The following is a 12,105-nucleotide window of genomic DNA, read 5'->3' on the forward strand; positions in this document are numbered from 1 at the left end:
GCGTGCGTTACTACGACAACGTCGTCGAGATCATCGGTGACACACCCTTGGTAAAGCTGAACAGCGTCACCGAGGGCATCGAAGCCACGGTGCTGGCCAAAGTCGAGTACTTCAATCCGGGCGGTTCGGTCAAGGACCGGATCGCCATGCGGATGGTGCTCGACGCCGAGAAGGCCGGGCTCCTCCGCCCGGGCGGCACCATAGTCGAGCCGACCAGCGGAAACACCGGTGTCGGCCTGGCCCTGGTCGCGCAGCAGCGCGGCTACAAATGCATCTTCGTCTGCCCCGACAAGGTCAGCGAGGACAAGCAGAACGTCCTGCGGGCGTACGGCGCCGAGGTCGTCGTATGTCCGACAGCGGTGGCCCCCGAGGACCCCCGTTCCTACTACAACGTCTCCGACCGGCTGGCCCGCGAGGTCCCCGGCGCGTGGAAGCCCGACCAGTACAGCAACCCGGCCAACCCGCGCTCCCACTACGAGGAGACCGGGCCGGAGATCTGGAAGCAGACCACCGGCCGGATCACCCACTTCGTGGCGGGCGTCGGCACCGGCGGCACGATCAGCGGCGTCGGGAGATACCTCAAGGAGCAGGGCCCGGTCCGGGTGATCGGCGCCGACCCCGAGGGCTCGGTCTACTCCGGCGGCAGCGGCCGTCCCTACCTGGTGGAGGGCGTCGGCGAGGACTTCTGGCCGGCCACCTACGACCGCGACATCTGCGACGAGGTCATCGAGGTCTCCGACTCCGACTCGTTCGAGATGACCCGCCGGCTGGCCCGCGAGGAGGGCCTGCTGGTCGGCGGCTCGTGCGGGATGGCCGTGGTGGCGGCGCTGGAGGTGGCCCGCAAGGCCGGCCCGGACGACGTCGTGGTGGTGCTGCTGCCCGACGGCGGCCGGGGCTACCTGTCCAAGATCTTCAACGACGACTGGATGGCCCGGTACGGCTTCCTGCACACCGAGTCGGGCGCCCCGACCGTGGCCGACGCCCTCGCCGGCAAGAGCGGCGGGATGCCGCCGCTGATCCACGTGCACCCGACCGAGACAGTGCGCGACGCGATCGACTACATGCGGGAGTACGGCGTGAGCCAGCTCCCGGTGCTCAAGGCCGAGCCGCCGGTGGTCACCGGCGAGGTGGCCGGCTCGATAGCGGAGAAGGCGCTGATGGACGCCCTCTTCACCGGCCAGGCCCACCTGTACGACACGATCGAGCGCCACATGGGCGACCCGCTCCCGTTGATCGGCGGCGGGCAGCCGGTGAGCGAGGCAGTGGCCCTGCTGGAGAAGGCGGACGCCGCCATGGTCCTGGTCGACGGCAAGCCGGCCGGCGTGCTGACGAGGCAGGACCTGCTGGCGCACCTGTTTTGATGGCTCTGTTGATGGCTCCGCTTCGCTCCGCAGGCGATCGCCCCTTCGGGGCTGATGAGGAGCCAGCCGGTTTGGTGGCGCCGCAAACCCCGCGGCGACACCAAACCGTCTGTCTCCTCATCAGCGGGGCGATCGCGGGTGTTGCCGGATACCGTGCTCGCCGGAAAGCGCGGTCAGTTGAGCTCGGCGGGAACGGCGACCACGTCGACCAGGGCGTTCTTGCGGAGCAGGGTGATCGGCAAGTTCTGGCCGATCGCCGGGCCCAGCATCAGCCGCTGCAGCGCTTGCACCGTCTGCAGCGGCTGGCCGCCGGCCGAGATCAACATGTCGCCCAGGTAGATCCCGGCGGTTCCGGCCGGGCTGCCGGGGACGACCTCGACGACCCGGAGCCCCAGCTTCTGGCCCAGGCGGGATGCCAGCTGCGGGGGCAGCGGGGCCGGGATGCCGGCCACGCCCAGCCACGCGCGGCGGACGCGGCCCGAGGCGGTCAGCTCGCCGATGATCGTGCGGGTGGTGCTGTTGACCGGCACCGCCAGACCGAGGCCGTAGCCGGCGACCGCCGTGTTGATGCCGACCACCGTGCCGGTGGAGTCGGCCAGCGCGCCGCCCGAGTTGCCCGGGTTGAGCGCCGCGTCGGTCTGGATGACGCTGTCGATGATGCGGACCCGGCGGCCGTCCCGGGCCGGTAGCGAGCGGCCGAGGCCGGAGACCACGCCGGCGGTGACCGAGCCGGCCAGGCCCATCGGGTTGCCGACCGCCACGACCAGCTGACCGATCTTGAGGCCGTCCGCGTCGCCGAGCGGCGCCGCCGGCGCGCCCGAGTTCTGCACCCGGACCACGGCCAGGTCGGAGAGGGGATCGGCGCCGACCACGTCGAACTTCGACTCGGTGCCGTCGGCGAACGCGGCCATGCCGCTGGTGGCGCCGGCGACGACGTGGGCGTTGGTGAGAAGGAAGCCGTCGTCGGTGAAGGTGACCGCCGAACCGGCGCCCGCCCCGCGACCGGTGCGCACCGAGAGCGCGGCGACCGAGGGGAGCAGGCTGGAGGCGACACCGGTCACGATGCGGCTGTAGGCGTCGAGCGCCTCAGGTTCGACACTCGTGTGTTCGGTATCCATGACCGCCTCAACAACACCGTGGCGTGGGTCGATGCCGTCCGGCCGTCCGCCCACGGCGAACAGGAACGGTGACGGTCCGCAATGGCAATCGCACAGAAAGTCCGGCGGGCCGGCGGCGCGGCGCGGTTGTATCGGACGTACCGGAGGTTGCAGCACGTCCCGACGGAGAGTGACGGATGGTCATCGCCGACCAAGCACCGCCCGACATCGTCGACCACATGCTCTGGCGCGACGCCCAGCAGATGCTCGGGCGGCACGCCGGGCCGGATCTCGACCGGAACTGTGTCTGGTGTGGATGGCGATGGCCGTGCGCGCCGCGCCGCCTGGCCGAGCGGGCCGACGCCGCCTCCCGGCGGCCCTGGCGGGAGGCGTGGACCGTACGGCACGACCTCAACAGCATCCGGGCCATGCCCGGCCTGCGAGCCGGCACGGAGGACCGGCACGGATACCCCGGCGCCCGCAATCGCGGATATTTCGATCTAACTCCATAAGGCCCCGACGTCGCCGACAGCTTGACCTCCCCCGGCAGGCCACGGCTCATCAGCCCGGCCGACGTCTCCCGGCGTGAAGCCGCAGCGCCCCGCCAGCGCCGCGGCACTCCGCCACAGGACCCGCCCTTGAACTGGTACAGGACCGGCACGCCTCCGCCGGTCCAGCGCCTCCGGCCAGGCGCGACCCCCGGTTTGGGCGGGGCGGTTGGCGGGAGCGCGTGACCATCGGTTCCCCCGCATCAACTCGGTCGCGCGCTCCCGCCCACCTATAGTGGGGCTGATTCACAGTGGAGGTGCTGCGATCGCATGTCCGTCCCACCCCCGATCGCGGGCTTCACCGGCCGCGAGCCCGAGCTGGCCGCCCTCGACGAGACCCCGCCCGGCGTCACGGTCATCTCCGGCCCGCCGGGCGTCGGCAAGAGCGCCCTGGCCGTCCACTGGGTCCGCCGCGCCGAGCCGGACACCCGCCGCTATGTCGATCTGCGCGGATTCGCGGCGTCCGCCCCGCGCGACCCGGCCGACGCGCTGCGCCTGCTGCTCGAGTCGCTCGGCGTTGAGCCCGGCCGGATGCCCGCCGACCTGGACGGCCGCCAGGCCCTCTACCGCGACCTCACCGAGCGGCAGCGCCTGCTCGTCCTCCTCGACAACGCCCGCGACGAGGAACAGGTGTTGCCGCTGCTGCCGGCCGGCGACGCCACCCGCACGGTGATCACCAGTCGCCGCCGGCTCACCGGGCTGATCGCCGCGGTCGGCGCCCGCCCGATCGACCTCGGCCCGCTGTCCGAGCCCGCGGCGATCGCGCTGTTCCACCAGCGCCTGGGCGCCGCCACCGAGGAGGGCGCGGCCGACATCGTACGAGCGTGCGGCGGCGTCCCGCTCGCCGTAACGCTCGCCGCCGCCCGGATCCGCACCGCCGACCACCCGCCGGCCGCCCTCGCGGCCCTCACCGCCGAGCTGCGCCGCCCGGCCGGCCGGCTCGAGGCCCTCGACGACCTGCGGGCCGTGTTCTCCTGGTCGGGCGCCGGCCTGAGCCCCGGCGCGGCTCGGCTGTTCCGGCTGCTCGGCCTGGTCAACGGCCCCGACATCGCGCTCGCCGCCGCCTCCGCGCTGGCCGCGGTCCCACCGGTCGCGGGCAAGCGGCTGCTTCGCGAGCTCACCGAGTCGGCCCTGGTCACCGAGCCCGCGCCGGGCCGGTACGCGATGACCGACCTGATCCGCGCCTACGCCGCCGAGCTCGCCCGGGACACCGACCCGCCGGCCGAGCGTCGCGCCGCCCTGACTCGGCTCATGGACCACTACACGCACACCGCCTACCAGGCCGACCTCGTGCTCAACCCGACCCGCGCGCCGATCCCGATGACGCTGAGCGCCCCCGCCGACGACTCCCGGCCGAGCCCGCTGGTCGACATGAAGGCCGCGCTCGGCTGGCTCACCGGCGAGCGGGAGACACTGCTCGCCGCCGTCCGGCAGGCCCGCGACGAGGGCCTCGACACCCAGGCCTGGCAGCTGAGCTGGGCGCTCGACTCGTTCCTGCACGAGGAGCGCCGCTGGGACGACGAGGGCGCGGCCTGGGCGGTCGCCCTCGACGCGGCCGCCACGCTCGCCGACGGGCCCGCGCTGGCGTACGCGTACTCGTTCCTGGCCGTCGCCGACGGCCGCCGGCAACGGTTCGGCGCGGCGCAAGCCCACATGGCCCGGGCCCTCGCCCTGGTCGAGGCCGACGGCGACCGGGCCGGCACCGCCGAATGCCGGTTCATCCTCTCCTACCTGTGGTGGCTGCAGGGCGACCAGGAGCGAGCCCTGGCCGAGGCCCGCGCGGCGCTGGACATCTTCCGCACCCTCGCCGACCCGGTCTGGGCGGGCAAGGCGGCCCTGGCGGTGGGGTGGTATCACGCGCAGCGCGGCGAGCCGCGGATCGCGCTGCCGTACTTCACCGAGGCGCTCGCCCGGCAGCAGCGCTGCGGCGACTGGGAGAACGAGTCGATCACCCGGGACAGCCTGGGCCTGCTCCACCTGGCCACCGCTTCGCCCGACGAGGCCGCCCGGCACTTCGAGGAGGGATTGCGGCTGTCCCGGCGCACCGGCAATCCCGCGGTCGAGGCGCAGATCATCGCGCATCTCGGCGACCTCTACGAGAGCCTCGGCGACGTGGCGACCGCGGCCGAGCGCCGGCGCGAGGCGTACGCCATCCTCGTGGACCTCGGCCACCCACAAGCCGCGGCGTTGCGCGGCAAGCTCGCGCCCGTCAGTGCCTCGGCCGTGCCCGGCATCCGCGGGCATCGGCTGCGGCGCGGCATGTCCCAGGAGGACCTCGCCGAGCGCACCGGCCTGAGCGTGCGCACCATTCGCTACCTCGAATCGGGCCGTGCCGGACGCCCGCGGCCCGAGACCACGCGGCTGCTCGCCGACGCGTTCGAGCTGGAGGGCGAGGAGAGGGAACGCTTCCACTCATTGATTGCCGGTTGATTTGCCGGTGGCTTTCCTGTGCCGCGTTCCGCCGCCGGGCGACGATGAAGCCCTGGAACACACACGGGGGAGCGCCCGGGCGGCCGATCTCGGCTCGGCCGCCTGGGGCTGCTCCCTACCGGCCGCGGCGGTAGCGCACCTGCGGCACCGGTTGCCCGCTGATCGCCTCGACGCGCGTCTCGCCGTCGGCCTTCCACCCGCCACGCTCGTAGAAGCGGCGGGCGCGCTCGTTGGCCTCCAGCACCCAGAGCACCGCCGGGTCGCCGATCTCGCCGAGCTGCTCCAGGGCGTTCGCCATGAGCAGCCGCCCGACCCCGGTGCCGACCAGAACCGGGTCGACGTGGATGGCGTAGAGCTCGGCGGCCCCCTCGACCTCGCTCGGCCCGACGTAGGTGAAGCCGACGATCCGGTCGAAGTCCTCGGCGACGGTGAGGCGATGGGTGTCGCGCTCCCACTTCCAGCGCTCGGCCCACCAGGCCGCGAGGGCCGCGGCCGGCGGTTCGGCGAGCGTCTCGGCCGGAAGGATGTGCGCGTAGGCGGCGGCCCGCGATCGAAAATGCAGCGCGCCCACCGACAAAAGATCAACATCATTTCCGGTACGCAGCGACGCCGTCATCGCCCGACCGTACCGTTGGCGCCCGGCCCGGGAAGCGGCCCCCGGGCCGGGTTCGCCGGGATCAGGCGAGCTCGTAGGTCAGCACGGTCAGGCTGTCGCCCAGGGTTCTGCTGGTGCGCAGGCGCAAGGAGCGGGCGGTGCCCTCGGGGAACAGGCGGGTGCCCGCGCCGGCGAGCGCCGGGAAGACGATCAGCCGTAGCTCGTCGACCAGGTCCCGCTCCAGCAGGGCGTGCGCCAGCTGGGCGCTGCCGTTGACGACGATGTCGCCGTCCAGGTCGCGCTTGAGCCCGCCGACGGCTTCGGCCGGCACCGGGGTCGAGTTGGCCCATTTCAGGTCGTCGAGCGTGGCGGTCACGACGTACTTGGGCATGCTGTTCAGGCGGTCCGCCCAGGCCCCGGTGCGGGACTGCCAGCGGGGCGCGAAGTATTCGTAGCTGCGGCGGCCGATCAGCAGGGCCACGGCGTCCATCGCCTCGGCGCTCTCCTGCCCGGCCCACGCCTCGCGGTCGCCGGGAGTGATCCGATTGAACCAGCCGCCGCCGGGCAGGCCCTCCTCGCCGGTAGGGTCCTGCACGACGCCGTCCAATGTGATGTTCTGGCTGATGACGATCCTGGCCATGACGGTTCTCCTCTCGAGGTGCTTGTCGGCAGTACTGACACCGCGGCCGACCCGAACGGGGCGCGGCGGGTGTCAGTACCGGGGACAGAAAGGAGAAGCCCATGGACGGGGACGCCTTCCGGGAGCTGACCGAGCCGTACCGCGGGGAGCTGCGGGTGCACTGCTACCGGATGCTGGGCAACCTGCACGACGCCGAGGACGTGCTGCAGGAGACGCTGCTCGCGGCCTGGCAGGGGATCGCCGGGTTCGAGGGCCGCGCCTCGATCCGCACCTGGCTGTACCGGATAGCCACCAACCGGTGTCTCAACAAGCGCCGGTCGAGACGCGCCAAGGAGTGGGACATCCCGGGCGTCGAGGTGCCGGAGCCGACGCGGCTCGGCGAGGTGCCCTGGCTCGAGCCGTTCCCGGACGCGTTGCTGCCGGAGGAGAACTACGAGCGGCAGGAGTCGATCTCGCTGGCCTTCGTGACCGCGCTGCAGACGCTGCCGCCGCGACAGGTTGCCGTGCTGATCCTGCGCGATGTGCTGGGTTTTCCCGCCGACGAGGTGGCCGGGATGCTCGACACCACGGTCGACTCGGTCAAGAGCGCACTCAAACGGGCCCGCGCCGGGCTGCCGCGGCCGCCTCGCCCCGCCGCGGCCGAGGAGGAGAAGGCCACGGTCGCGCGATTCGTCCGGGCGTGGGAAGCGGCCGACATCGACGGGCTGGTCGAGCTGCTGACCGACGACGTCTTCATCGCGATGCCGCCGATGCCGTACGAGTACGTCGGGCGCGAGGCCGTCGCCGGATTCTGTGCCGCGATCTTCCGGGCCGGCCGCCGGTTCAGCCTCCTGCCGACGCGCGCCAACGGACAGCCCGCCTTTGTCGCGTATCTGCGGACGGGCGAGGTGGTCGGCCTCTATGTCCTCACCCTGGACGGGGGCAAGATCAGCGCCATGACCCGTTTCGAGCGCGACGATGAGTTCGACGCCGGCCGGCGGTCTGTCCCGGCATGAGCGAACCGAGAGAAACCAGGCCGCACGGCGCTACCCGGTGGCGGTTCTAGCCGGGAACGGGATCCGCATCAGGTCCTCGGCCAGGACGATCTCGCCGTCGAACTCGAGGCGGGCCTCCCGCAGGTAGCGGGAGGCGTCCTGGTAGCGCTGGGAGAAATGGGTCAGGACCAGCACACGTACGCGTGACTCGCGCGCCACCGCGGCGGCCTGACGGGCGGTCAGATGCCCCACCATCCGGGCCATCCCGGCGTCCTCGTCGAGGAAGGTCGACTCGATGACCAGCAGGTCGACGCCCTCGGCCAGCGCGTAGACGTTGTCGCACAGGCCGGTGTCCATGACGAAGGCGAAGCTCTGCCCGGGGCGGGCGGTGCTGACCTGATCGAGCGTGACGTCGCCGAGGCGGCCGGCCCGCTGCAGCTCGCCGACCGCGGGGCCGCTGATGCCGTGGGCGGCCAGCAGGCCGGGCACCATGCGGCGGCCGTCCGGCTCGGTCAGCCGGTAGCCGTACGTCGGAAGGGAGTGCCACAACGGCAGCGCGGTGATCCGCCCGGCTGTGAAGCTCGCGCCGCTCACCGGGGCCGCGACGATCTCGGCGTTGTCCCAGTAGCTCGTGGCGTGTCGCAGGCGGTCGTAATACTCCTGGCCCTGGGCGGGATAGTGCACGGTGACCGGGTGCGGGACCTTGTCGAGGGAGATCCGCTGCAGGACGCCGGGCAGGCCGAGGCTGTGGTCGCCGTGGAAGTGCGTGATGCAGATCCGGGTGATCGGGCTGACCGCGAGGCCGGCCAGCAGCATCTGGCGCTGGGTGCCTTCGCCCGGGTCGAAGAGGATCACCTCGTCGTCGAAGCGCAGCAGGTATCCGTTGTGGTTGCGGTGACGCGTGGGCACCTGGCTGGCGGTGCCGAGCACGGCCAGCTCGCGCATCACGACTCCCCGGATATGAAGCGACCCCCGGGAACTTCCACGCGCGAAGGCGCGTGGTCCGGTCGGACAAGGCCGGATCCCCGGGGGTCGGGTGGCTGCCTGATATTCGCCGGACCGCTGCCACACGGTCTCGACATAGGCACTTCAAACAGAACGAAGCTGTCGAGGACAGCGGCTAGCGGACAGCCACCTCACGAGTCCCGTTGGTATACAACTTCGGACCACCTCCCTTCACGTGTACGGCCACGTTATCGAGGGACCCGACCACGCGCCAACGTTTTTAAATCACTAGAGGCGCGGGAATACGCGGGGCGACATTTCCGTGCTCTCCACCACCAGCGAGGCGGGGCCGACGATCAGCGGGTCGGGGCGGCCGACCAGTTCCTCGTCCTTGTTCGCGTAATCGAAGCGGTTCAGCACGTGCCGGATCGCCTCGAGCCGGGCTCGTTTCTTGTCGTTGCTCTTCACCACCGTCCAGGGCGCGTCCGCGGTGTCGGTGTAGAAGAACATCGCCTCCTTGGCCTCGGTGTAGTCGCCCCACTTGTCGAGCGAGGCCAGGTCCATCGGCGAGAGCTTCCATTGGCGTACGGGATCGACCTGGCGGATCGCGAAGCGGGTGCGCTGCTCGCCCTGGGTGACCGAGAACCAGAACTTGACCAGGTTGATGCCGGAGCGCACCAGCATCCGCTCGAGCTCCGGCGTCTGCCGCATGAACTCCAGGTATTCCGCGCGGGTGCAGAAGCCCATGACCCGCTCGACGCCGGCCCGGTTGTACCAGGAGCGGTCGAACAGCACGATCTCGCCGGCGGCCGGCAGGTGCGCGATGTAGCGCTGGTAGTACCACTGCTTGCTCTCGCGCTCGCTCGGCTTCTCGAGCGCCACGACCGAGGCGCCGCGCGGGTTCAGGTGCTCCATGAAGCGCTTGATCGTGCCGCCCTTGCCGGCCGCGTCCCGTCCCTCGAAGAGGACCACCAGCCGCTCGCCCGTCTCCTTGCACCAGTTCTGCAGCTTGAGCAGCTCGATCTGGAGCAGCCGCTTGTGCCGGTCGTACTCGTGGCGGGGCATCCGCTCGTCGTACGGGTAGTCCTCGCGCCACGTGTCGACCGGGCTGCCGTCCGCGTTGAGCAGCACCGGGTCGTCGTCGTCATCGTCCGCGACCCGGTAGCCGCCGAGGTTCTTGACCGGCCCGTCGTAGGGCTGCGTGACCTGGTCGTCCGGGTACTCCTCCGCCGCCTGCATACCGCGCTTCTTACCCCGAACCGGCGAACCTCAGCCGAGCCGGCGACGAAGCTTCTTCTTTCGCGAGGCTTCCAGCACCACCGGCAGCTGGGCGTAGGTCTCCCGGCCCACCTGCTCCTGACGCCCCCAGAGCACGCCGAACCAGAAGCTGTCCGGCCCGAGCTCGCGCAACAGCTCGCGGGCGACCACCGAGTCCTGGTGCGCGCCGAGCACATCCTGCAGGTCGGTCAGGGCGTTGACCAGGCGTTTGCCGTCCTTGCCCGCGGCCGGCGCGAAAACCTCAACGGCATAACGAGCTTTCTTGTACGCCTTGCGGGCCTCGTGCAGTTCCGCGTCCGACCCGTCGGTGAGCGCGGTGTCGAGCAGCCGGTCGGCCTTGCGCAGTCGCTTGCGGGCGCGGCCGAGCGGGTCCTTCTCGCCGCTGCCGGTCAGCGCGGCCAGGCTGTCGACCTGGTCGAGCAGGGCCAGGTAGCGCTCGCTCTCCAGGGCCTCGGCCAGCGCGGCCTGGCCGTCGCGGACCTGGCGGTCGAGGTGCTCCCGGATGCGGGCGGCGGCCTCGGCGAAGTCGGGGCCGGACCGTTCCACCCCGGCGAGCAGCTTGCCCTTCTGCACCTGGCCGTCGCGCACCTGCCCGAGCAGGTCGGCGAGCCATTTCAGCTCGGGGCCGACCGCCTCGAAGCCGGGGAACGAGCGCTTGAACGTCTTGAGGCTGCTGCGCAGGCGCCGGGTGGCGACCCGCATCTTGTGAATGGACTCGGGGTCGGCCTGCCGCGCGCCCGGGTCGTATGCGGCGAGGGCGTCGCGCTGCTCCCGGGCGTACGCGAAGACCGGGTTTTTGGTTTTCTCGGTCTTGGGCGTTTCCGGCCGGAGGCGATCGCCGAGCGCACGGCTGACCTTCGAGGGGCCGGCCGCGGGCGTGGCGCCCGCGTCGACCAGCCGGCGCTCGACCGCCTCCAGCACGGCGGGATCGCCGCCGACCAACTCGACCTCGACCTCCTGCCAGCGCTGCTCGGCGCCGTCGGCCTCGGCCCGCACGCTGTCCTGCGCGATCAGCGCGAGCGTGCGGCCCTCGCCGTCGACCAGCGGCGTCTCGACCCGGCGGGTGCGCAGGCGGGCGATCGGCCGCAGCCGCTCACGGCGGATGAGCGCGCGGACCTGGCCGCGGAGCTCGGCCGGAACGGTGTCCTGGTCGTCGCCGTCGAGGGGGAGCCGGTGCTCGGTGCGGCTGCCGCCGCTGCCAGGGGTCTTGAGATGCCAGCCCGCGTCGTCGCCGCCGGTCCGCCGCCGCAGGGTCCGGCGGTTTCGCATCAGGGTCAGCTCATCGGTGTCGAAGTACGTGGCGTCGAGATCGTGCGTCTTGGCGGCGGCCGTCCGGGCGATGCCGTCCAGCGAAGGCAGTACGAAGTTCTCGGGGACGTCGTATTTACGCTCGGTCTCGCTGGCGATCTCCATCAGTTCATGGTGCCGGACCTGTGGTCACGGACACAGACCAAACGATTGGCAGCTTCTGCACAGGTTCGTCTCAGCTGTTCCTGGCACCGTTGGTCGCCGGCCCCCGTTGTGCTCTTGGAGGTAGCTCATGGAGAAGCCCGAGACGCGGAAGGTCTCGCTCGCCGGGCTCGGCCTGATCGGCGCCGGTGCCGTCCTGGGTATCGCGCTCGCGACCCCGGCGTCCGCCGCGACGCCGGACAACCCGCGCCCGCCGCGGCCGCCGGCGTCCCCGGTCGTGGAGTCACCCGGCGCCGAGCAGGATTAGCGCATTCAGCGGTAACTTTCCCGGCTGCGCAGATACAGCGCCCGCGAGTAGCTCGCCGTGGCGGCGCCGTAGTACATCGTCGCGAGGCCGACGTGGAAGCTGTTGTCGGTCAGCGCGTTCTTCGAGTTGGCCGACGCCGCCCACCGGATCTCGGCGTCGGAGGCGCTGATCCCCTTGCGCTCGCAGCGCAGCCGGTTCATCTCCTTGCCCGTCTTCCAGGTCTCGAGCGCGGCCTCGGCCTGCCGCATCATCGTGCGCGCCTGCTCGCTGAGGGATTCGGCGAGAGCCCAGGCGGCTCGCTCCTCCTCGCTGTTGAAGGTTGGCATGGTCGCACCTCCCGGGGTGGTAGCTCATCGATTCCCAGTGTGCGCAGCATGTCAGGATATGTCGATCTTTTTCCACCCGGCGTGTGACCCGGGGCGGCCGCGGTTTCGTCGAGTTCAACGCGAACTACAGCCACCCGTCGAGCCAGTTCCACCCGCGCATCGAGTTCGTCAAGGAGCTCGCGGCCTCGGCCACG

At 71.5% G+C, this 12,105-nt stretch carries 11 protein-coding genes and 1 pseudogene; 5 read left to right on the forward strand and 7 right to left on the reverse strand.

The features are described 5' to 3' along the window. Positions 1–2 precede the first annotated feature (2 nt). The gene (locus ACFQS1_RS22630) at positions 3–1,361 is read left to right on the forward strand and encodes a cystathionine beta-synthase (RefSeq protein ID WP_378971559.1); all 1,359 of its coding nucleotides are present in this window, start codon (positions 3–5) and stop codon (positions 1,359–1,361) included. Positions 1,362–1,534: 173 nt separating this feature from the next. Here the strand turns inward: ACFQS1_RS22630 and ACFQS1_RS22635 are convergent, their stop codons facing one another. Then, on the reverse strand, positions 1,535–2,479 hold the full coding sequence (locus ACFQS1_RS22635) for a S1C family serine protease (RefSeq protein WP_378971562.1): 945 nt from the start codon (positions 2,477–2,479) through the stop codon (positions 1,535–1,537). Positions 2,480–2,655: 176 nt separating this feature from the next. Between ACFQS1_RS22635 and ACFQS1_RS22640 the strand changes: the two genes are divergently transcribed. Further along, positions 2,656–2,970: a hypothetical protein gene (locus ACFQS1_RS22640; protein ID WP_378971564.1), complete on the forward strand. Its 315-nt coding sequence runs from the start codon at positions 2,656–2,658 to the stop codon at positions 2,968–2,970. Positions 2,971–3,276: 306 nt separating this feature from the next. Then, complete coding sequence (locus ACFQS1_RS22645; RefSeq protein ID WP_378971567.1) at positions 3,277–5,436, forward strand: tetratricopeptide repeat protein; 2,160 nt, start codon at positions 3,277–3,279, stop codon at positions 5,434–5,436. Positions 5,437–5,551: 115 nt separating this feature from the next. On the opposite strand, the gene ACFQS1_RS22650 is transcribed toward ACFQS1_RS22645, so the two are convergent. Together ACFQS1_RS22650 and ACFQS1_RS22655 are read right to left on the reverse strand one after the other, a co-directional pair. Continuing rightward, positions 5,552–6,052: a GNAT family N-acetyltransferase gene (locus ACFQS1_RS22650; protein WP_378971569.1), complete on the reverse strand. Its 501-nt coding sequence runs from the start codon at positions 6,050–6,052 to the stop codon at positions 5,552–5,554. Positions 6,053–6,113: 61 nt separating this feature from the next. Further along, positions 6,114–6,671 carry a dihydrofolate reductase family protein gene (locus ACFQS1_RS22655; RefSeq protein ID WP_378971571.1) on the reverse strand — a complete coding sequence of 186 codons (558 nt, stop codon included), beginning with the start codon at positions 6,669–6,671 and terminating at the stop codon, positions 6,114–6,116. A 98-nt stretch (positions 6,672–6,769) separates the two neighbouring features. Here ACFQS1_RS22655 and ACFQS1_RS22660 point away from each other — a divergent pair. Continuing rightward, positions 6,770–7,666: pseudogene (locus ACFQS1_RS22660) on the forward strand (RNA polymerase subunit sigma-70); the annotation flags it as partial. Between the two features lie 30 nt (positions 7,667–7,696). Here the strand turns inward: ACFQS1_RS22660 and ACFQS1_RS22665 are convergent. From ACFQS1_RS22665 to ACFQS1_RS22675, 3 genes are all read right to left on the reverse strand, one after another. Beyond that, on the reverse strand, positions 7,697–8,590 hold the full coding sequence (locus ACFQS1_RS22665; RefSeq protein ID WP_378971573.1) for a ribonuclease Z: 894 nt from the start codon (positions 8,588–8,590) through the stop codon (positions 7,697–7,699). 288 nt (positions 8,591–8,878) lie between these two features. Next, positions 8,879–9,829 carry a polyphosphate kinase 2 gene (ppk2, locus tag ACFQS1_RS22670; RefSeq protein WP_378971576.1) on the reverse strand — a complete coding sequence of 317 codons (951 nt, stop codon included), beginning with the start codon at positions 9,827–9,829 and terminating at the stop codon, positions 8,879–8,881. 30 nt (positions 9,830–9,859) lie between these two features. Next, complete coding sequence (locus ACFQS1_RS22675) at positions 9,860–11,281, reverse strand: CYTH and CHAD domain-containing protein (RefSeq protein WP_378971578.1); 1,422 nt, start codon at positions 11,279–11,281, stop codon at positions 9,860–9,862. Between the two features lie 127 nt (positions 11,282–11,408). On the opposite strand from ACFQS1_RS22675, the gene ACFQS1_RS22680 reads away from it, so the two are divergent. After that, positions 11,409–11,585 (forward strand): hypothetical protein, encoded by a 177-nt coding sequence (locus ACFQS1_RS22680; protein ID WP_378971580.1) that lies wholly within the window; start codon positions 11,409–11,411, stop codon positions 11,583–11,585. A gap of 5 nt (positions 11,586–11,590) precedes the next feature. On the opposite strand, the gene ACFQS1_RS22685 is transcribed toward ACFQS1_RS22680, so the two are convergent. Beyond that, on the reverse strand, positions 11,591–11,911 hold the full coding sequence (locus tag ACFQS1_RS22685; protein ID WP_378971583.1) for a hypothetical protein: 321 nt from the start codon (positions 11,909–11,911) through the stop codon (positions 11,591–11,593). Between the last annotated feature and the right edge of the window lie 194 nt (positions 11,912–12,105).

This window comes from Paractinoplanes rhizophilus (genome assembly GCF_042664765.1).
In the GTDB taxonomy this organism is placed as follows: Bacteria; Actinomycetota; Actinomycetes; order Mycobacteriales; family Micromonosporaceae; genus Actinoplanes; species Actinoplanes rhizophilus.